Below are 20,074 nucleotides of genomic sequence, written 5' to 3' on the forward strand. Positions count from 1 at the left end.
GCCTGCCCTCAGTCGATCAGTTCGGGCTTGAGCGACAGCTGCCCGGCGTTGCTCAGGCGGCGCAGGCGCAGGCTGATGAACGCGTCGACCACGCTCGGCAGCCAGCGGGCGGTGTACATGGCCACGCTGCCGAGGAAGGTCAGGCCACGGTTGCGCAGGCCACGCTGGGTGCAGGCACGTACCAGGCCATTGCTGGCGTCATCGAGTTTTTCTTCCAGCGACAGCAGCACGCGCTCGCCGCGCTTGAAGCTGACCAGGCGCTTGACCGACAGGCCGACCCGTTCGGCCGGGTCGTGAATGGCCGTGTCGATGAACCCAGGGAACACCGTTACCACGTCCAGTTGCCCGGGGTACTGCATACGCAGTACATCCGAATAGGCACTCATGGCCCGTTTGCTGGTGGCATAGGCGGCGACGTAGGGCGCGTTCACCAGGGCAAACAGCGAAGACACGTTGACCACCTTGCCCTGCGTGCGCAGCAGCGCCGGCAAGAACCGCGAGGTCAACTGCCAGGGGGCCAGCAGGTTGATTTCCAGGGCGCGGCGCACGTCGTCGTTAACCCCCGTCTCGCCGCGCTCCAAGGTCAGCACCCCGGCATTGTTGACCAGGATGTCGATGTCGCCGAAGCGCTCCAGGATCGAGGCGGCGGCTTCGTCCAGGCGCTCGCGGTCGCACAGGTCGAGCAGGTAGTAGGCATCGAAGTTGAGGGCCGTGTGCGGTTCGAGCCGGTCGATGCCGATCACGGTTGCACCTTGCTGCTTGAGCTTGCGCGCGGTTTCCAGGCCTAGGCCGCGTGCCGCGCCGGTGATGACGACGATCTTGTTGAGCAGTTTCACAGGGTGACTCCATTGGCAATGCTGAAGGTGGCGCCATGCAGGTAGCGGTCGAGGTTGGCCGTCATGCTGAAACGCCCGGGAGGGTGGAACTGCAGGCCACGGGTGCTGGCCAGCCAGTCGCAACTCAGGTTCGAGCGGATGAAGGCCAGGCCACCGAGCATCTGGTGGGCCAGGTCGGAGGCGCTGGCCAGTTGCTGCTCGATGCCGTAGCGGGTCAGCAGCAGGCGCGCGAGCAAGTCATCGGCGTCGCCTTGCAGCTGATCGACCTCATGCGCCAAGCCCTCCAGGGCGCTCAGGCACAATTGCAGTTGGCAGGCCAGTTGCACCCGTTGCTGGTCGCTCCAGCGGCGCTCGTCGATCGCCCGCTCCACCAGGCCCATGCAGGCCCCCAGGTAACTGGCGCTGATCAGCAGCTCGAACCAGATGAAACCGATGGTCTGTACATCGCCCAGCTGCGACTTCAACCCGGCGGAGAAGATCATCTTCTCGCTGACGTACACATCCTCCAGGCGCAGTTCCAGGCTCTGTGCACCGGCCAGGGCGCTGTTGCCCCAGAACGGGTGGTGGCTGATGCCCGGTGCGGACGCGGGGATGAGGGCGATCATCAGCTCTTCGCCGTGCTCGCTGGCCCGGCTGAAGCTGGCAGTCAGCAGGTCCATCGAGCGGGTCAGGCTGCACGGTTGCTTGCTGCCGCTCAGGCGTACGCCGTCGGCCAGTTGCAAGGCTTCCATGCCGGCATCGAGGATGCCGCCACCGGGCACGCCCTCAGCGAAGCCGGACGCCAGCAGCAGGCGCTGCCGGGCGATGGCTGACAACAGCAGGCCTTCGGCGCCTGTGCCCTTGGCGGCAACCGCGACCAGGCTGGCCACGGAAAACTGATGCATGGTGCTGGCCACAGCCAGCGAGGGCGACAAGGCGCCGAGGGCAAGCTGCACATGCAGCGCTTCGCGCGCGCTGGCCCCCAGGCCACCGCCAGCCCCGGGCACCAGCAAGGCAACCGGCCCGTTCTGCTTGAACCAGTCCACCACCGGGCTGCCTGCCGCCTCGCGCTGCTCGAATGGCAGTTCTGTCAGCAGGTCGGCGAAGCCTGGGGCAAAGCGGTTCAGGGTTTGCCTGGCGTTTTGCAGGAGTGGCAACGGCATGGCATCAATCCTTGATCTGGCTGTTCGGGAACAGGCCACTGATGATGGCGCTGATGTTGTCGTGGATGGCTTGCCGCGCTACCGGGTCGAGCATGTCGGCAAGCATCGGCAGGCCCAGGTCGAAGCACGAGCGGAAGGCAATGCTGGCGCCCTCGGCGGTTTCGCTGACTTGCCAGGAGCCGGAGAAGTGGTCGATGTCGCCTGCGGTCTGGCGGAAGTGGATATGCAGGTTGTCGGGGTCGAAGACATCGCGTTCCTGCCACTTGAGAATGCCGCTGTGGAAGTTCACCTCCCAGTTGCTCAGCACCTCGTGCTCATGGATCGATTCGATCTCGATGTTGCGCACCGATTCGCACAGCTGGGGGTAGAGGCTGAAGTTGCTGATGGCGGCGTAGACCTGTTCGGCACTCTGGCTGGGAACATGGGCGGTCAGGCTGACTTCTTTCATTTCGGTGTCCTATTCGAAGGTGCGGGCAAGGGCGCGGGCGAAACCGCCAAGCAGCCATTCAACGTCGCTGTCGCTGTACAGGGCTGGCGGTGTCAGGCGGATTACCCGGTGATCGTTGAGCGAATGGTTGACCACGATGCGTTGGTCGATCAGGTGCATGACCATGTTTGCCGCCAGCCCGGCGTCGACGAACTCGAGGCCGAGCAGCAGGCCGGCGCAACGCAACTGCACCTGTGCGCCGCGCGGGTGTTGCCGCAGCACGGTCTGCAGGCCCAGCTGCAGGCGTTGGCCCAGGGCTGCGGCGCGCTCCACCAGCTGTTCGCGCTGCATCACGTCGAGGGTCGCCATCACTGCGGCCATGGCCAGCGGGTTGGCGCCGAAGGTGGAGGTGTGCATCAACGGGTTGCGATTGAGCGGCGCCTGCATGTCGGCGTTGCAGACCATGGCGCTGACCGGCACGCAGCCACCGGACAGGCTCTTGCCGACCAGCAGGATGTCGGGCACCACTGCCTCGTGGTCGCAGGCCCACCAGCGACCGGTGCGGCCCAGGCCAGACTGGATTTCATCGGCAATCAGGATTGCGCCGTACTGGTCGCACAGTTTGCGCACCTGCTGCAGGTAGCCGGCCGCAGGCACGATCACCCCGGCTTCGGCCTGTACCGGCTCAAGGATCACGCAGGTGCGTTCGGGTTGTGCCTGCAACTGCAGGCGTAGCGCCTCGGCATCGCCAAAGGGCACGAAATGGCTGTCGCCCAGGCGGTCGGCGAACGGTGTGCGATACAGAGCCCTGCCGGTGACCGCCAGTGCGCCAAGGGTCTTGCCGTGGTAACCACCCTGGGTAGAGATCACGTGCTGGCAGCCATTGAGCCAGGCCAGCTTGAGCGCCGCCTCGGTGGCTTCGGTGCCGGAGTTGCAGAAGTACACATACTGCAGCGGGTCTGGGCATACCCCAGCCAGGGCCGCAGCGGCCTGGGCCTGGAACGGGTTGAGCATCAGCTTGCTGGCCATCGGGTGGCTGTGCAGCTGGCGGCTGACCTGCTCGACGACCTGCGGGTGCGAATGCCCGAGCAGGAACACGCCATAGCCACCGGCATCCAGGTAGCGATTGCCGTCCATGTCGTACAGATAGACGCCTTCGGCACCCACCTCGATGGGCAGGTTCATCATCGAGGCCAGGCGGGCATAACCCGCATTGACATGGTCACGGTACTGCGCGCGCACGCGCTCGGCATCAAGCCCTTCGGGCAGGGGGGTGAAGCTGTTCATCGTTCAGGCCTCCATGGCCAGTTCGCCACGGCGCTCGCCCGCTGCCGGAATCTTCAGCATGCGTTGCATGGCCGAAAGCTTGGGCGCCAGGCATGCCAAGGTAAGCGCCAACTCCTGGCGCGGTGAGCGCTGGGCCAGGCGCTGGGCCGGCAACAGTTGCTCCAGGGAGCTGGGCAGCGGCTGCAGCAGGCTGGCGTAGCGGCACAGTTGGGTCGCCCGGCCGAGGGCTGCGCGGATGTTCTCTTCGAGGGCCGGCAGGAACACCGGGCGTACCAGGCGTTCGTAGATGTCCGGGTTCATGCAGCGCGGGCGCTGGAAGGGTGTGCTCTGGTCTTGCATTTGTTCGCACATGAGGTCGAGCAGGGTGCGGATATCCAGCGCCTGTGGGCCGTTGGTGAGGAAGTAGTCGTCACCGATCAGGCGCTGATCCAGCGCACTGGCGATGCCGGCAGCTGCCACGTCGCGGGCGATGACATCGACACGGCCGCCCTCAGGGCAGGGGATGATCGGCAGGTAGCCCGACATCATCAGCCCCATGGTCAGGTGAAAGCCCTGCAGCATGGGCATGTGGCCGCTGTGGCTGTCGCCGATGATGATCGACGGGCGAAAGATCGAAACCGGTACGCCGGCCTCACGCACCAGGGTCTCGGCTTGGCGCTTGACCACTTCGTACGGGGTCGAGGGCATCACCCCTGGGTGGTAGTCACAGGGGTGGGTGAAGGCAGTGCTGATGTGGTACAGCGGTACGTCGGCATCGCGGACAAACTGCAGCACCTGCTCGGTGCCTTGGTAATTGACCGAGAACACCGCTTCGGCATGGCCATCCAGGCGGGTAATGGCCGCGCAGTGGATGACCCAGTCGACCCGTTTGGTCAGCGCCAGGTAGTCCGCGTGGGACAGGCCCATGTGCGGTTGGCAGATGTCACCGCGCAGGGTTTCGACCCCAGGGTGGCGAATGCTGCTGCGCCGGGTCAGGCAGACCAGGTGATAGCGCTCGGCCAGTTGGTCGATCAGGGTATCGCCCAGTACACCGGCTCCGCCGGTAAGGAAAACGGTCAGCCGCGTTTGTCCAGACATGGACTAGCACTCCTTGCTCGCTAGGTTGATGAAGTGGCCCGTCTGCCTGGCAGCCGCAAGGGGGCCAAGGAACCGGAGCGATTAAAAAAGCCGACCTGTGTGCCTGTGTTTCAGTGGCAACGGCCGGCAAGCGGCCCTGCGCCTGGGTGGAGACCCCGATCGGCGCGGGCTGGAGGGGATGATGGCGATTTAGAACTGCTGATTCTTGAACGAATCGCTTGTATTGCGCAGTACCACGGCGACGCGGCTGGGCGACATGCCGACCATGCGCCGCATCATGCGGGTGAGGTGGGCTTGGTCGGCGAAGCCGCCGGCGATGGCGGCATCGCTGAGGCTGGCGTCGTGGGCGAGGGCATGGCAGGCACGTTCGAGCTTGCGCCAGATGATCCATTGCGACAGTGGCACGCCCATCTGGTGCGTGGCGAAAAAGCGCAGGCGTGGGCTGGACAGGCCTACCGCGCTGGCCGCGCGCGACACCGCGCCGATGCCCGCCCAGTCCTGGCGCAGCAGGTGCAGGGCATTGGACAGGCGTGGGTCGAAGCTGTCAGGGGGCACCAGCTTGAGTTCCAGGGCTGCGACTACCTCATCGAAGTTGGCCGCCTGGCGCACGCAATCGACGATGTCAGGGCTGACCGCTGCCTTGCCGCTCTCGTCGAGCAGGGCTTTCAATGCGCGGCCAAGCGGCGCGTCCGGGTAGAAGTAAAGGAAGGCAACGCGGTCGGCGTTGGGCAACGAGCGATGGTCGACGGAGGGCCCGATCAGTACCCCCGGTGCACTGAGGGTATGGTTACCGAACTCCACGGTGATGTCGTAGCGCAGGCCGATGCACAGCTGGATGGCGACGTGGGCGTGGGCTGCGGTTTGGTCGGTCTTGCCGGTGTAGCCCAGCCAGTAATCACCGAAAGTTACTGCTCCGTCCCATCTCATTGTGCATCCCTGAAGCCCGTTCTAGACAGCCTGGCCGCGCCCGGGCCAGCATCCTGAAAGCGGCAGATGATAGCGTTATGGTATATCTTGGTCGATACAAAGCGTAACGAATGATCTTTTGCACTAATTAAGGCTTTTCTGATGCATGCAAGGCTGTTGAACTAATCAGTGTTTACCCGCTCCTATGCCGGTAGCCATTGGTCACGGCCGCCTGCTAAGCTCGCGGCTTTACCCTGATTGCCCTTATGGCGCATGAACAAGGAAATAGCATGAAACAGCATCGTTTGGCGGCTGCGGTTGCCCTGGTAGGCCTCGTATTGGCTGGCTGCGACCAACAGGCCAGCAGCCCCGAGCTGAAGACTCCGGCACAGAAAGCCTCCTACGGTATCGGCCTGAACATGGGCAAAAGCCTGGCTCAGGAAGGCATGGAAGACCTTGACTCCAAAGCGGTCGCGCTGGGCATCGAAGACGCGGTCAGCAAGAAAGAGCAGCGCATCAAGGACGAAGAGCTGGTAGAGGCCTTCACCTCGCTGCAGAAGCGCGCCGAAGAGCGTCTGGCCAAGGCCAGCGAAGAAGCCGCTTCCGCCGGCAAGAAGTTCCTCGAAGACAACGCCAAGAAGCCAGGCGTGGTCACCACCGCTTCGGGCCTGCAGTATGAAGTGATCAAGAAGGCCGACGGCCCGCAGCCCAAGCCGACTGACGTGGTCACCGTTCATTACGAAGGCAAGTTGACCGATGGCAAGGTGTTCGACAGCTCCGTCGAACGCGGCAGCCCGATCGACCTGCCGGTCAGCGGCGTCATTCCAGGTTGGGTCGAAGGCCTGCAACTGATGCACGTCGGCGAGAAGTACAAGCTGTTCATCCCGGCCGAACTGGCTTACGGCGCCCAGAGCCCGAGCCCGCTGATCCCAGCCAACTCGGTACTGGTATTCGACCTTGAGCTGATCGCCATCAAGGACCCGGCACAACTGCAAGGTGCAGAGCCGGAAGCCGAAGCACCGGCGCAAGCGCCTGCCGAAGCCCCAGCAGAAGAACCGGCCAAGTAATACTGGCTGCTTTTGCAGAAAACGCCCCGTCTTGACGGGGCGTTTTCGTTTCGGCGGTAGGCGCTTGGAAGAACCTCTGTCGGCTGATACTGTCCGAGCAATAGCAGCGTGATGAAGTAGGATGCTTCTGACGCAAATCGTTTGCGCAACTGAAACGACTGTGTAAAAAACGCCCGATCTGACCGGGACCCTTGCCTAGTGGGCACGTGACGTCAGAAACTTCGCCCTGTTCACAAGGTTATCCACAATAAATGTGGATAACCTCCCTCTCGGAGGCTCCATGAGCGCACCCTGGAATTTCGCCCGTTTCCTGCCGCTGGCCGAGCGCCTGCTCAGCCGCGGCCGGTTACCGGCCCTGCTGTTCGCCGTGGCCCGCAAAGGCCCACGGATCGGTCAGCTGCGCGAGGATGTAAAGCTGCTGCAGTCACTGTGCCTGGCCTGGTGGCGGGGTGAGTACCGCGCCATCAGCCCCAAGGCACTGGTGACCATCGTTGCCGGCCTGCTGTACTTCGTCAGCCCTATCGATGCCATCCCCGACTGGTTGCTGGGGGTCGGGTTCCTCGACGATATTGCCGTGCTGGGCTGGGTGCTGAAAACCGTCGCGGATGAGCTGGGGCGTTTCAAAGCCTGGCGCGACAGCCAGGCGCCAGAGCGGTTGCGGGTGGTCGAGCGCTTGCCGAACTCCCCCGAAGCCTTGCGCCTGGAACGTAATACGCAGTGAAATCAGCCTGAGCTGCACACACTCCCGTACTTGGTAATATAATTGGCATAAGGATTATGCCTATGGATTACATGCCGTAATCCCACGTAAGGGGGTTGTAATGGGTATTCAGGTTATTAGCCGGGACGGTCAGCCCGAGTACGCAGTCGTTCCCTGGGAGCAGTACCAGGCACTGTTGAAGGCAGCAGGGCAGGCGCCTGCCGAGGCAAGCGCCAGTGAAACGCCGGTCAGTGCCGCCAGTGCGCCCTTGCCGGCTTTCAGCGAGGTGGCGCAGATACGTGAGGCAAAGGGCATTGCCCCTGAGCTACTGGCGCGCAACGTCGGTGTCAGCCCGGCCTATCTGGCCATGATCGAATCAGGCGAGAGACAGCCGGACGCCGCTATCCGCCGCGCCCTGGCCTGGCACCTGGGTGTGGCGGGTTGGAGCGAGCCATCATGAGCCAGGTCAGGATCAGCCGCCAGCACTGGCAGAACCTGCTGGACGAGCTTGACCTGGCCCGTCGTCAACGTCATTTGCTGACGTATCGCGCGCTCATCGAGCGCTTGCAATTGCCCAGCCCGGCCATGCAGACCCTGACCGCCGCGTTGGAGTACCTGGCCGTGATCGATGCGCGCGCCGAGCAGCCGTTGCGCAGTTCGCTGGTCATCAGCCAGGGCGCCAGCCGCCTGCCGCGTACCGGGTTTTTCGAGTGCGTCGAGCGGCTGGGCCGCTTTGCCGGGCCGGTTGATGGCATGGAGGCGGCGTCGTGGCATGCCTCGGAAGTCGTCAGGGTGTTTGAGTACCCCTATCCGGAAACCGCCTGACAGCCACCGCTCCTACAAAAAGGGCCGGGTGTTTTCACACCCGGCCCTTTTTGTTAAACAGCGCAGCACATCAGTGCTTGGCCACCTGCGAGCTGGCGCTCAGGTAGTCGAGCAGGATGCGCCCCGTTTCGGACAGGTAGGCGTCGTCTTCCGGCTTGGTGGTTTCATCCTCGGCCGGCAGCGCGTCCTCGTCTTCCTTCTTCAGCTCCTTGAGCGGCTCTTCGCCCTTGGCCTTGCGGCGGATGTTCTCCAGGGCCAGTTGCTTGCCCTCGATCTCATCGTGGCGGGCACGGCGGTCCTGTTCGTTGAGGCTGACGGTTTTCTCGCTCATCAGCTTCTGAGCCAGGGCCAAGCGGTCGCGGATGTAGGTGAACTCGGCATCCTTGACGCTGCGCGCTTCATGCTGCGCCTTGAGCTGGGCCAGGTACGGCTTGAACGGGTCGGCCGCAGGCTTGACCACCGGGCGGATGGTGTCCCACGGCATGGCCTCGGGCAGGGCGCTCTCGCCGATTTCCTTGGTGTCGATGATCGACGGGTAGTCGATGTCCGGCAGTACGCCCTGGTGCTGGGTGCTCTGCCCGGAAACCCGGTAGAACTTGGCCAGGGTCAGTTTCAGTTCACCATGGTTGAGTGGCTGAATGGTCTGCACGGTGCCTTTGCCGAAGGTCTGGCCACCGATGATCAGTGCGCGGTGGTAGTCCTGCATGGCGCCGGCGAAGATCTCCGAGGCCGAAGCCGAGAGGCGGTTGACCAGCAGTGCCAGCGGGCCTTTGTAGAAGGCGCCCGGGTTTTCGTCCTCGAGCACGTCGACGCGGCCGTCGCTGTTGCGAACCAGCACCGTCGGGCCCTTGTCGATGAACAGGCTGGTCAGCTCGGTGGCTTCCTGCAGGGAGCCGCCGCCGTTGTTGCGCAGGTCGATGACCACGCCGTCGACTTTCTCTTTCTGCAGTTCGGTGAGCAGTTTCTTCACGTCGCGCGTGGTGCTCTTGTACTCCGGATCCCCGGCACGGTAGGCCTTGAAGTCAAGGTAGAAGGCCGGGATCTCGATAATGCCCAGCTTGTAGTCACGGCCATCCTGCTTGAGCTTGAGCACCGACTTTTTCGCCGCCTGCTCTTCAAGCTTGACCGCCTCGCGGGTGATCGAAACGATCTTGCTGGTCTGGTCGCTCGGGGCATTGCTTGCCGGGATAACCTCCAGGCGTACCACCGAGCCCTTCGGGCCGCGGATCAGCTTGACCACTTCGTCCAGGCGCCAGCCGACCACGTCGACCATTTCCTTGTTGCCCTGGGCCACGCCGATGATCTTGTCGGCCGGGGCTACCTGCTTGGTCTTGGCCGCAGGGCCTGCTGGCACCAGGCGCACGATCTTGACCTGGTCGTTGTCGCTTTGCAGCACCGCGCCGATGCCTTCGAGCGACAGGCTCATGTTGATGTCGAAGTTTTCCGCGTTGTCTGGCGACAGGTAATTGGTGTGCGGGTCGTAGGACTGGGCGAAGGTGTTGATGTAAGCCTGGAAGATGTCTTCGGCACGGGTCTGGTCCAGGCGCGCAAGCTGGTTCTTGTAGCGCTTGGTCAGGGTTTCCTGGATCTGCTTGGGCTCTTTGCCGGCGATCTTCTGGCGCAGTACTTCGTCTTTCACGCGTTTGCGCCACAGGTCGTCAAGCTCGGCCTGGTTCTTCATCCACGGGGCGTCCTTGCGGTCGATCAGCAAGGTTTCCTTGGCGGTGAAGTCAATCTTGTCGACGCCCTTGTTCAGCTCGGCCAGGGCAAAGTCCAGGCGCTGCTTGACGCGGTCGAGGTAGCGTTTGTAGATGGTGAAGCCAGGGTCGAGGTTGCCGCTTTTGAGGAAGTCGTCGAACTGCGTCTTCCACTTGTCGAATTCGGCGATGTCGGCTGCGGTGAAGTAGCTGCGCGCCGGGTCCAGCAGCTTGATGTAGCTGTCGTAGATGATCACCGAGCGGGCGTCATCGAGCGGTGGCTTGCTGTAGTGATGGCGCTTGAGCAGCTCAACCACGTTGAGGCTGGCGACGATTTCGTCGCGGCCCGGCTGCAGGCTGTCCCACTTGTTGGCGGCCGCCGCATTGCCGCCGAGCGTGAGGCTGCCCAGGCCGATCATCAGGGCCAGGGCGGTGCTGGGTAGGAAATGCTTCATGCTGATTCGACGTGGAGGCAATTGATCACGCATAGTAGGCCGTCTTTTCCGTTGCCGGTTCCATGGAGCCGGGCAAATACTGCAAAAAGCCTGGGGTAAGCGTCCCCAGGCCCAGTCATGATTCAACTATGGAGGCACTGTGAAGGCATTGCAAGGCGTTGACGGACATGTGGAGTGGGTCGAGGCCGAACGCCCGGCCCTTGACGCCGGCCAAGTACGCATTCGCGTGGCGGCTGCGGGGCTTAACCGCGCCGACCTGTTGCAGATGAAGGGCCTGTACCCGCCACCGCCTGGCGCCAGCCCGTACATGGGCCTGGAGTGCGCCGGGGTGATCGAGGAAGTGGGCCCGGGCGCCGACTGGCGCAAAGGCGACCGGGTGTGTGCGCTGCTGGCCAGCGGCGCGATGGCCGAGGAAGTGGTGGTGGATGCCCGCCATGTGCTGCCGGTGCCCGAAGGCCTGAGCCTGCAGGAAGCGGCGGCGCTGCCCGAGGTGTACGCCACGGCATGGTTGAACATCTTCCAGTTGGGCGCCGTCAAGGCGGGCGAGAAGGTGCTGGTGCACGCCGGTGCCAGTGGCGTTGGCTCGGCGGCTATCCAGCTGTGCAAGGCGTTTGGCAACCCGGTGTATGTCAGCGTTGGCTCGCAGGACCGCTTGGCCTATTGCCAGGCCCTGGGCGCTGCCGGCGGTGTGGTGCGTAACGAGAACCTCGAAGCGCTGGAAGGTCTGGGGCCATTCGACGTGATTCTCGACCCGGTCGGCGCCAGTTACGGGCCGCTCAACCTCAAGTTGCTGGCGCGTGACGGGCGCTGGGTGATCATCGGCCTGATGGGCGGGCGCACGTTCGACCTCGACCTGGCGCTGGTGCTAGGCAAGCGCCTGGAGATCACCGGGTCGACGCTGCGTAACCGTGATGATGGCTTCAAGGCCGAGTTGCTGCGCGAGTTGCTGCAGCAGGTGTGGCCGTTGTTCGCCGAAGGGCGTTTGTCGCCGCAGTTGGTGGACACCTACCCGGTGGAATTTGCCCAGGCGGCCTATGCCGAACTTGAGAGCAACCAGGTGTCGGGCAAGCTGGTGATGGTGATCGATCCCTGTTTGGTTTGAGATTGCTGGGGGCTGCCAAGCAGCCCCCATGATCCTCAAGCCCAGCTCAAGATGGGCCACCCATTGATCTGGGCATGTTCGCGCAACACCGCATCCGGGTTCACCACATGTGGGTGGTCCACCTTCAACAACAGCGGCAAATCGTTGCGCGAATCAGAATAGAAACTCGCCCCCTCCAGGTTCTCCTGTTCCTGATCCAGCCATTCCAGCAAGCGGGTGATCTTGCCCTCACGGTAGGTCAGCACGCCGTGGGTCTTGCCGGTGTACACCCCGTTCACCGCCTCCAGCTCGATCGCCAGGTACTCGTCCACCCCCAGCCGCGCCGCAATCGGCCCAACCAGGTGCGTGCCCGAGGCGGAGATGATCAGGACACGGTCGCCACGCCTGCGATGCTCGGCAATGCAGCGGCAGGCGTCGCCGAAAATGATCGGTTCGATGACGTCTTCCACCCACGGCTGCACCAGGTGTTCAACCTCTTCCAGGGTGCGCCCGGCAATGGGCTCCAGGCTGAAGGCCATGTAGTCCTCCATCTGCAGGTGGCCCTTGCCATAGGCCTCCATCAGCTCATGGTCGCGACGCAGGAATGCCTTGCCGTCGACCCAGCCCAAGCGGGCCATCTGCTCGCTCCACAGCGAGGCGCAGTCACCGTGGATCAAGGTTTCATCCAGATCGAAAATTGCCAGTGCCATTGTTGCTGTCTCCTAGGCCACTTCACGTAGCGCCGTGGGGTCGATCGACAAGGATACCCGCTGGCCGTCCGCATGCAGGTCGGCGGACGAGCGGTTGAGCACGTCGACCACCAGTTCCACGTCGCGCACCCGCACGCGGTAACGGATGACGTTGCCCAGCAGGCTATGGCTGCGCACTTCACCGTCCAGCTCGCCATTCAGGCCCAACGTGATGGATTCCGGGCGGATGGCCAGGCGGTTGGCCACCGGGCGTTGCAGCAGGCGGCTGGCGCTGTCTGGGTCGAGCAGGTTGTAGTTGCCGATAAAACCCGCAGCGAACAGGTCCACGGGCGCGGTATAGAGGGTTTCGGCATCGCCGCTCTGAACGATGCGGCCCTGGTTCATCAGGAAGATGCGGTCAGACATGGTCAGCGCTTCTTCCTGGTCATGGGTGACGAAAATGGTGGTCAGCCCCAGTTCACGCTGGATGGCGCGGATTTGTTCGCGTAGGTGCTTGCGGATGCGTGCATCCAGCGCTGACAGCGGCTCGTCGAGCAGCAGCAGGCGCGGGCGGGTCACCAGCGAACGGGCCAGCGCCACGCGCTGGCACTGGCCACCGGACAACTGGTGCGGGTAGCGCCCGGCGAAGCTGCCCAGCTCCACCAGATCCAGCACCTCACGCACCCGGGCAAGGCTTTCGTCAGCCTTGACCTTTTGCATGCGCAGGCCAAAGGCGACGTTCTGCTCCACGGTCATGTTGGGGAACAGCGCGTAGCTCTGGAAGACCATGCCGATGCCGCGCTTTTGCGGGCTCAGGGGCACGATGTCCTGGCCATCGAGCAGTATGCGCCCGCTGTCCACCGGGGTCAGCCCGGCGATGCAGCGCAGCAGGGTGGATTTGCCGCACCCGGAGGGGCCGAGCAGGGTGACGAATTCGCCGCGTTCGATCTGGCAGTCGATATTCTCGAACACCGGGGTGCCGGCATAGCGTTTGTGCAGTTGCTGTACGCTGACGAAGCTCATGTCAGGTCTTGTCCTTGTTCAGGCGGTTGGCGACCCAGGTGAGTACCAGCACGAAGGCGAAGTACGAGATCACCAGCGCGCTGTTGAAGTGGCCGCTGCTGTTGCGCATGTTGTTCAGGTACACCTGCAAGGTCTCATAGCGGGTGCCGACCAGCAGGTTGGCGAAGACGAACTCGCCGAACAGAAACGAGAACGACAGCAACAGGGCCACCATCAGGCCTTTGCGCAGGTTCGGCAGCACCACCAGGAACGCCGCCTGCCAGGTGCTGGCCCCGAGCAGTTGGGCGGCGTCCATCAGGTCGCGCAGGTTGATCGCCTGCAGGTTGTTGGTGATCGCCCTGTACATGAATGGCAGGGCGATGGTGAAGTAGCAACCGATCAGGATCCACGGCGTGCCGACCATGGCCATCGGCCCGCTGCCGTACAACTGCAGCAGGCCCACCGATGACACCACCGGCGGCACCGCGAAGGGCAGCAGGATGAGGACGTTCATCAGCGCGTCGAGTTTGGGGAAATGGTAGTGCACCACGAACAACAGCGGCAGGATCAAAACCACCGACAGCAGCAGCGCCCCCACGCACACCAGCAGCGACTGGCCAAAGGCGGCCAGGAAGCGCGGCTCGCTCCACAACGCCACGTACCACTTCAGGGTCAGCCCGCTGGGCAGCAGGCTGGCCGACCAACTGGTGGCCAGGGAGTAAAGCAGGGTGCCGGCCAGTGGCAGCAGCATGATCATGAACAGCAGGTACACCACCATGCGGTGGTAGAGGTTGGAATGGCCATCAGCGCGCATGGTAGCTCCTTTTCAGCAGCCATTGATGAACCACCGTGACCAGCGTCATCAGCGCCACAAGCACCATGGCCAGGGCGCTGGCCAGGTTGGGGTCGAGGCTGATGTCACCGGCCACCAGGCCGGCGATGCGGATCGTCAGCACGTTGAAGTTGCCGGTGGTCAGCGCATAGACGGTAGCGTAGGCACCCAAGGCATTGGCCAGCAGGATGACGAAGGTGCCGAGCAGCGCCGGGGTCAGCACGGGTAGGCCGATATGCCGCCAGTATTGCCAGTGGTTGGCGCCAAGCAGCGCGGCCGATTCACGCCAGTCTTCACGCAAAGCGTCGAAAGCGGGGTACAGCAACAGCACGCCCAAGGGGATCTGGAAGTAGGTGTAGACCAGGATAAGCCCGGTCTTGGAGTAGATGCTGAAGTCTTCCAGCAGGCCGATCTGCTTGAGCAGCAAGGTCAGGGCGCCGTTGAAACCGAGCAGAATGATGAATGCAAACGCCAGCGGCACGCCGCTGAAGTTGCTGGTCATGTTGGCGAAGGCACTGACGAAGTCGCGCAGGCGTGAATCCACCTGGCGTAGCGAGTAGGCGCCGAGAGTGGCGATGACGATGCCGAACAGGCTCGACCAGAAGCTGATCTCAAGGCTGCGTTGCAGGGCCTGCAGGTAGAACTTCGAGGCGAACACCTTGCTGAAGTTCTCTACACCCCAGCCCGCTTCCGACTGCACGCTGTTGATTGCCACCCAGGCCAGCGGGGCAATCTGGAAGATGACGAAGAACACGGCGAACGGCAGCAGGCAGAGCAGGGCAAGGTAACGGCCGCGATGGCTGGCATTCACTTGAGCAGCTCCCGGCACACCGATTTGTCGTGGGCCACGCCGAGCAGTTCGCAGAGGGTCCCACACAACTCGGTTTGCAGCGGTTTGGCTGCAGGGTCGAGGCTGAACCCGTTGCCAAAGACGAACAGCGGGACCTCGCGTTCCTCGGCCAGCAGGCCGTTGTGCGAGCGGTCGTTATTCATGCCGTGGTCGGCGGTGACCAGCACCTGGTAGCCCTCTTCGAGCCAGCGCGGCAGGTAGTCGGCCAAGAGGATATCGGCACTGCGCGCCGCGTTGCGGTACTGGCTGCTGTCCAGGCCATGGCGGTGGCCGACATCGTCGATGCTCATCGGGTGCACCAGTAGAAAATTCGGTGCGTGACGGCGGCGCAGGTATTCGGCGTCGGCCAGCAAGTGCGAATCGGGGTAACGGTCGTCCCAGTAGAACAGCCCATGTTGGATCGGCAGTTTGGGCGCATGGGTGTGGCGGTCGCGCTGGGCGTCGAAGGGCGAGCGGTTGTATAGCTCGCTCATCCAGTGATAGGCCGCCGCCGCCGTGCCCAGCCCCGCTTCGCGGGCGTAGTGGAACACGCTGCGCTGGTTGGACAAGCGGTTGACGTTGTTGTGCACGATACCGCTGTCGATCGGCGATACGCCGGTGAGAATGCACTCGTACAGCGGGCGCGACAGTGATGGCAGCTCGCATTCGACGCGGTACAGCGCGGCGCGATCGGCCTCGACGTAGGCATGCAGGTGGCCCATGGCATGGTGGGCGACCTGGTGGTTGAGGCCGTCGAGCAGGACCAGGATGACGTTGTGTTGCATGGTGGCTCCAGTCAATAACCGCGTTGCCTGCTTCGCGGGGCAAGCCCGCTCCCACAGGTGCACCACAGTGCTCAAGGTTGTGGTGACTCTGTGGGAGCGGGCTTGCCCCGCGAAAGGGTCGGTAGAGGCGCTAGACAGCTACCCCCTTACTCCATCTCGATGATCACTTGCTCGTTCCACATCTGCGGCAGCTTCTTCGAGGTCGCTTCCCAGACTGCGGCATCCTTGATCGGCTGCGCAGCCCCGTACTGGTCGTTGGGCAGCAGCTTGGCCTGCACATCAGCCGGCAACTTCAGGTGCTCGGCGCGGATCGGCCGGGCGTGGCCGATGGCCAGGTTGGTCTGCCCTGCATCACTGAAGATGTACTCACGCGCAAGCTTGGCCGCGTTCGGGTGCTTGGCGTACTTGTTGATGATGGTGGTATAGCCCGACGTGACCGAGCCGTCCGAGGGGATCAGCACCTCGAAGCGTTTGGGGTCGATCTGATCACGGTAGCTCAGGCCATTGAAGTCCCACACCACGCCGACCTCCACTTCGCCCTTCTCCAGGGTTTGGATGGTCGGGTTGGCCAGTGACAGGCGCTTCTGCTGGGCCAGTTTGGTGAACAGCTGCAGGCCCGGCGCTATATTGGCTTCGTCACCCTTGTAGGCGATGGCAGCGGCCAGTACGCCGTTGGCGGCCTGGGCAGCGGTGCCGACGTCGCCGATGGCGACCTTGTACTTGCCTTTTTCCAGGTCATGCCAGGTTTTCGGGCGCTCCTCTTCCTTCACCAGGTCTTTGTTGATGATGAACGCGATGGTGCCGGTATAGGCCAGCGCCCAGTGCCCGTCCTTGTCCTTGGCCCACTCCGGCACCTGGTCCCAGGTGCTCGGCTTGTACGGCTGGCTCACGCCCTGGGTCACCGCAATCGGCCCGAAGGCGGCGCCAACGTCGCCGATGTCGGCGCTGGCGTTGTCCTTCTCGGCAGCGAACTTGGCGAGCTCCTGGGCCGAGCTCATGTCGGTGTCGCTGTGCTTGAGGCCATACTTGCTGGCGAGGTCTTCCCAGGTGCCTTTCCAGTTGGCCCAGGCATCGGGCATGCCCACGCTGTTGACGGTGCCTTCCTTGCGGGCGGCGTCTTCCAGGGCCTTGAGGTCGGTGCCGGCGGCCATGGCCGTGGTACACAAGGCGATGGCCGAACCGAGCAGTGACGCCATGAAGAACTTTTTCATCCGAAGCTCCTTGGGTGGGTGCCGTTTGCGATTGTTGTCATGAATGAAGCTATTGCCGACGACCTTTGGTCTAGGTCAGCAAACCTTGAGCCAAGGTAGGTCGCTTGCGTGACAGTTTGATGTAGGGAGAGGCCTGAAGCGGTGGCTCCGGTTGCCTGAAAATACAGCGTAGACCAGATCCCAAGCCCTGATTTGCCTGGCTTGGCCCGAATCTGGCAAAGCCCTTGTGGCGCCTTTGTCACGGGATGTTCATCAGCCCTGCCTAGGCTTGCACTACGCTCCAGATGCCCTGTCATGGGGCTGGACTAGTCCAGATAGGTAACCTTTGATGCAGCCAACGCCACCGCGTGCGGTAACAGCCATCTGCCACGCCCTGCAAGAGCAGATCAAACACGGCCTGCTGGCGCCGGGGGGCAAGCTGCCGGCCGAACGCAAGCTCAGCGAGGTGTTCGACACCACCCGCATCACCCTGCGCGAGGCCTTGGCGCAGCTGGAAGCCCAGGGGCTGATCTATCGGGAAGAGCGCCGTGGCTGGTTCGTCGCGCCCCAGCGGCTGACCTATGACCTGATCGAGCGTAGCCACTTTCATGCCATGGTGCGTGATCAGGGGCGGGTACCGAGTACCGAGTTGCTGTCGGCGCGGCTGCAGCCTGCCTCGGCCATTGTCTGTGCACGGCTGCGCATGCCGGCGTTGTCCAGTGTGGTGCGTATCTGCCGGTTGCGGCGTATCGATGGGCGGGCGGTGCTGTATGCCGAGCATTACCTCAACCCCGCGTACTTCCCCGGGATTCTCGAGCAGGACCTGGCCCAGTCACTGACCGAGATCTACGGTCGCGTCTATGGCATTGGTTACGGGCAGGTGTGTTTCGAGATCTTGCCCACGGCGTTACCGGTGGACGCGGCAGCGGCGCTGAAGGTGTCGGTTGGCAGCCCTGGGTTGCATATCACCCGGGTCAACAGCGACCAGCATGGGCATCTGATCGACTGTGACCTCGAGTATTGGCGGCATGATGCGATCCGCATTCGTGCCCAGGCCGGTTGAGGGGGGACGCTAGCTGGACGAACCGGCTTCGCTCATGCCGCCACCGCCCGCCGTCACCACCTGCACCGACAACCGCGGCGTTGCCAGGTCCAGCCCGGCCTCATCCAGCTGGCGCTTCAACGCCAGGTTGAACGCCCGTGACACTTCCCACTGCTTGATCGGCGCGGTCTTGAAGCGTGCCCGCAAGATCGCCGAGCCCGACTCGAAGCTCTCTACCCCCTGCAGCTCCAGCGGCGACCAGATATTGCGGCGCATCAACGGGTCGTTACGCAGCTTCTGCCCGACCTCGCGGATCAGTGTGATCGCCTGGTCGATGTTCATGCTGTGCGGAATCGCCACGCGGAATATCGCGTAGCCGAACTCCCGCGAGTAGTTCTTGATGCTCTTGATCTCGCTGAACGGGATGGTGTGCACGATGCCGTCGATGTCGCGCAGGCGCACGGTGCGAATGGTCAGCCCCTCGACCGTGCCCAGGTGCCCGCCGACATCTACGTAGTCGTCGATGGCCAGCGAATCCTCGATGATGATGAACAACCCGGTGATCAGGTCGGCCACCAGTGACTGCGCGCCAAAACCGATGGCCAGGCCGATCACACCGGCACCGGCCAGCAGCGGGGTGACGTTCATGCCCATGTTGGCCAGGGCGACGATCACCGCGATGATGAAGATGGCCACGAACATCACGTTGCGGATCAGCGGCATCATGGTTTGCGCGCGGGCGTTGGCCAGGCCGCGGCGCGAGCGTACCAGCGCATGGTGCACGGCCGTGTCGGCCAAGATCCACACCAGCCAGGCGGCAATCAATGTGCCGGCCAGGCCCAGCAGGCGCAGGCTCACTTCATGGCCGTCGCCCTCGGCGAAGCTGATCATCGACAGGCCCCACACGCGCAGCCCCAGTTCGATGAACAGCAGCCAGATGAACAGGTGCACCAGGGCGTAGGCGAAGTTGCGCAGGCGCTCGGTGTACACCGCCTGGCGCTTGTTGGCGCGCTTGGGGTTGGCGGCGTGGCGGCGCACCAGGCCGTTGAGCACCATGCACACCACCACCAGTACCGTGCACATCAGCGACTGGCGCAGGGCGGTGCTGGTGTCGCCGGCCGAGATGAAGGTGGCGAACAGCGAAATGGCCACCAGGATCATCGCCGGTACGAACCAGAAGCTGCCCAGAATCTCAATGGTGTCGCTCAGGGTGCGCCGGGTCAGGCGCCGGTCCAACGGTTGGTTGCGGATCAGGTGGGCGATCGGGCGGCGGAACCGCAGAATGAACAGCCCGGTGCAGATCGCTGCGATGACATTGGCCAGGGTTGCCAGGGCGTGTGCCAGGTGGGTGCCGAGGGCGACGGTCATGCGTGGGTCGCTCATGGCTTCGCCGAAGGCGGCAAAGCTGCCGATCAGCCACAGCGGGCGGAAAGCCTGGTGCCGCAGGATGTGCAGGGCGCGGTGGCGATGGGGGCCGTCGAGCAGCGAGAAGGCGATCACGCAGATGGCCGAGAAGCAGGTGCCCACCACCAGCGCGTACGCCAGCACCATGGCCATGGACTTGCCCAGCGAGGAGGGCAGGGCAAAGCTCAAGTACACGGTGAACACCAGGGCCACCAGCCAAGGCCCGAGTTTGCGCAGGGCAAAGCGCACCAGGTCCCAGGTCCGGGGGTGCTGGGGCAGTTCTTCGGTGAGGCCGAAGCGTAGCCGTACCCGGTGGCCGACCCAGTTGAAGGCATACGCCAGCAGGCTCCAGACGGCGATGATCGCGGCAAAACCGAACAGGATCGCCGGCCATTGGTGCACCGGCACCATCAGTTCGGTCAGTTCAGTCTGGGCCTGGTCGATTTCCATCGACCAGCGGTGGAAGGGGCTGGCGTCGCCGCTGAACTGCCGTTCGAAATCATGCAGCGCACCGCCGATCAGGCCTAATACGCCTTGTTCGACGGTGGGTTGCGATTGCTGGGTAGCGTCGCGCAGTTTTTTCAGGTCGGCCAGCAGCTTGGCACGCTGCTGGTCGTTTTCCAGGTTCTTGATCACCTCGTCCAGCGACTTGCCCAGCGGCTCGGTGGCCGCAGGCTGGGCAGGGGTACCGGCGCCGAGCAGGCTCGGCAGGCCAGCGGCCTGAACCGGGGAGATGAGCAGAAACAGCAGCAGGGACAGGTAACGCAGGAGGGCAGGCACCGGGAAATCTACCTCAGGTCA

At 63.6% G+C, this 20,074-nt stretch carries 20 protein-coding genes; 6 read left to right on the forward strand and 14 right to left on the reverse strand.

The annotated features are described in order from the left end of the window. Positions 1 to 8: 8 nt before the first annotated feature. The 6 genes from CKW22_RS11020 to CKW22_RS11045 form a co-directional block, all read right to left on the reverse strand. Positions 9 to 836, reverse strand: a complete 828-nt coding sequence (locus CKW22_RS11020) for an SDR family oxidoreductase (RefSeq protein ID WP_033700762.1) — start codon at positions 834 to 836, stop codon at positions 9 to 11. Further along, positions 833 to 1,978, reverse strand: a complete 1,146-nt coding sequence (locus CKW22_RS11025; RefSeq protein ID WP_047581711.1) for an isobutylamine N-hydroxylase — start codon at positions 1,976 to 1,978, stop codon at positions 833 to 835. Before CKW22_RS11025 ends, CKW22_RS11020 begins: the two co-directional genes overlap by 4 nt. A 4-nt stretch (positions 1,979 to 1,982) precedes the next feature. Next, a complete protein-coding gene (locus tag CKW22_RS11030; protein WP_047581713.1) occupies positions 1,983 to 2,426 on the reverse strand; it encodes a type II toxin-antitoxin system RatA family toxin in 444 nt (147 codons plus the stop codon). Between the two features lie 9 nt (positions 2,427 to 2,435). Next, on the reverse strand, positions 2,436 to 3,692 hold the full coding sequence (locus tag CKW22_RS11035) for an aspartate aminotransferase family protein (protein WP_095064102.1): 1,257 nt from the start codon (positions 3,690 to 3,692) through the stop codon (positions 2,436 to 2,438). A 3-nt stretch (positions 3,693 to 3,695) separates the two neighbouring features. Next, a complete protein-coding gene (locus tag CKW22_RS11040) occupies positions 3,696 to 4,769 on the reverse strand; it encodes an SDR family oxidoreductase (protein ID WP_033700757.1) in 1,074 nt (357 codons plus the stop codon). Positions 4,770 to 4,958: 189 nt separating this feature from the next. Beyond that, on the reverse strand, positions 4,959 to 5,696 hold the full coding sequence (locus CKW22_RS11045; protein WP_033700755.1) for an AraC family transcriptional regulator: 738 nt from the start codon (positions 5,694 to 5,696) through the stop codon (positions 4,959 to 4,961). A gap of 269 nt (positions 5,697 to 5,965) precedes the next feature. Between CKW22_RS11045 and CKW22_RS11050 the strand changes: the two genes are divergently transcribed. The 4 genes from CKW22_RS11050 to CKW22_RS11065 all read left to right on the forward strand — a co-directional run bounded on the left by CKW22_RS11050 (position 5,966) and on the right by CKW22_RS11065 (position 8,267). Then, positions 5,966 to 6,742 (forward strand): FKBP-type peptidyl-prolyl cis-trans isomerase, encoded by a 777-nt coding sequence (locus CKW22_RS11050; RefSeq protein ID WP_047581718.1) that lies wholly within the window; start codon positions 5,966 to 5,968, stop codon positions 6,740 to 6,742. A gap of 280 nt (positions 6,743 to 7,022) precedes the next feature. Continuing rightward, positions 7,023 to 7,463 (forward strand): YkvA family protein, encoded by a 441-nt coding sequence (locus CKW22_RS11055; protein ID WP_033700753.1) that lies wholly within the window; start codon positions 7,023 to 7,025, stop codon positions 7,461 to 7,463. 100 nt (positions 7,464 to 7,563) lie between these two features. Next, positions 7,564 to 7,902: a helix-turn-helix transcriptional regulator gene (locus CKW22_RS11060; RefSeq protein WP_033700751.1), complete on the forward strand. Its 339-nt coding sequence runs from the start codon at positions 7,564 to 7,566 to the stop codon at positions 7,900 to 7,902. After that, the gene (locus tag CKW22_RS11065) at positions 7,899 to 8,267 is read left to right on the forward strand and encodes a hypothetical protein (RefSeq protein ID WP_033700749.1); all 369 of its coding nucleotides are present in this window, start codon (positions 7,899 to 7,901) and stop codon (positions 8,265 to 8,267) included. The genes CKW22_RS11060 and CKW22_RS11065 overlap by 4 nt, the downstream gene beginning before the upstream one ends. A gap of 70 nt (positions 8,268 to 8,337) precedes the next feature. Here the strand turns inward: CKW22_RS11065 and CKW22_RS11070 are convergent, their stop codons facing one another. Further along, positions 8,338 to 10,419, reverse strand: a complete 2,082-nt coding sequence (locus CKW22_RS11070) for a carboxy terminal-processing peptidase (protein WP_177447939.1) — start codon at positions 10,417 to 10,419, stop codon at positions 8,338 to 8,340. 139 nt (positions 10,420 to 10,558) lie between these two features. On the opposite strand from CKW22_RS11070, the gene CKW22_RS11075 reads away from it, so the two are divergent. Beyond that, a complete protein-coding gene (locus CKW22_RS11075) occupies positions 10,559 to 11,521 on the forward strand; it encodes an NAD(P)H-quinone oxidoreductase (protein WP_095064104.1) in 963 nt (320 codons plus the stop codon). Between the two features lie 35 nt (positions 11,522 to 11,556). Here CKW22_RS11075 and CKW22_RS11080 read toward each other — a convergent pair whose 3' ends face one another. From CKW22_RS11080 to CKW22_RS11105, 6 genes are all read right to left on the reverse strand, one after another. Then, positions 11,557 to 12,210 (reverse strand): HAD family phosphatase, encoded by a 654-nt coding sequence (locus CKW22_RS11080; RefSeq protein ID WP_033700745.1) that lies wholly within the window; start codon positions 12,208 to 12,210, stop codon positions 11,557 to 11,559. Positions 12,211 to 12,222: 12 nt separating this feature from the next. Further along, positions 12,223 to 13,212, reverse strand: coding sequence for an ABC transporter ATP-binding protein (locus CKW22_RS11085; RefSeq protein ID WP_033700744.1), 990 nt, complete (start codon positions 13,210 to 13,212; stop codon positions 12,223 to 12,225). Between the two features lies 1 nt (position 13,213). Next, positions 13,214 to 14,005, reverse strand: coding sequence for an ABC transporter permease (locus CKW22_RS11090; protein WP_033700743.1), 792 nt, complete (start codon positions 14,003 to 14,005; stop codon positions 13,214 to 13,216). Continuing rightward, the gene (locus CKW22_RS11095) at positions 13,995 to 14,834 is read right to left on the reverse strand and encodes an ABC transporter permease subunit (RefSeq protein ID WP_033700742.1); all 840 of its coding nucleotides are present in this window, start codon (positions 14,832 to 14,834) and stop codon (positions 13,995 to 13,997) included. Before CKW22_RS11095 ends, CKW22_RS11090 begins: the two co-directional genes overlap by 11 nt. Next, entirely contained in the window at positions 14,831 to 15,637 is an 807-nt protein-coding gene (locus CKW22_RS11100; RefSeq protein ID WP_095064105.1) for an alkaline phosphatase family protein, read from the reverse strand. The genes CKW22_RS11095 and CKW22_RS11100 overlap by 4 nt, the downstream gene beginning before the upstream one ends. A 146-nt stretch (positions 15,638 to 15,783) precedes the next feature. Next, positions 15,784 to 16,848 carry an ABC transporter substrate-binding protein gene (locus tag CKW22_RS11105; protein WP_033700740.1) on the reverse strand — a complete coding sequence of 355 codons (1,065 nt, stop codon included), beginning with the start codon at positions 16,846 to 16,848 and terminating at the stop codon, positions 15,784 to 15,786. A gap of 328 nt (positions 16,849 to 17,176) precedes the next feature. Here CKW22_RS11105 and CKW22_RS11110 point away from each other — a divergent pair, with 328 nt between their 5' ends. Next, positions 17,177 to 17,890: a UTRA domain-containing protein gene (locus CKW22_RS11110; protein WP_047581729.1), complete on the forward strand. Its 714-nt coding sequence runs from the start codon at positions 17,177 to 17,179 to the stop codon at positions 17,888 to 17,890. Between the two features lie 9 nt (positions 17,891 to 17,899). Here CKW22_RS11110 and CKW22_RS11115 read toward each other — a convergent pair whose 3' ends face one another. Beyond that, positions 17,900 to 20,053 carry a mechanosensitive ion channel family protein gene (locus CKW22_RS11115; RefSeq protein ID WP_033700737.1) on the reverse strand — a complete coding sequence of 718 codons (2,154 nt, stop codon included), beginning with the start codon at positions 20,051 to 20,053 and terminating at the stop codon, positions 17,900 to 17,902. Positions 20,054 to 20,074 lie beyond the last annotated feature (21 nt).

Source organism: Pseudomonas sp. Irchel s3f19, from assembly GCF_900187555.1.
GTDB lineage: Bacteria > Pseudomonadota > Gammaproteobacteria > Pseudomonadales > Pseudomonadaceae > Aquipseudomonas > Aquipseudomonas capeferrum.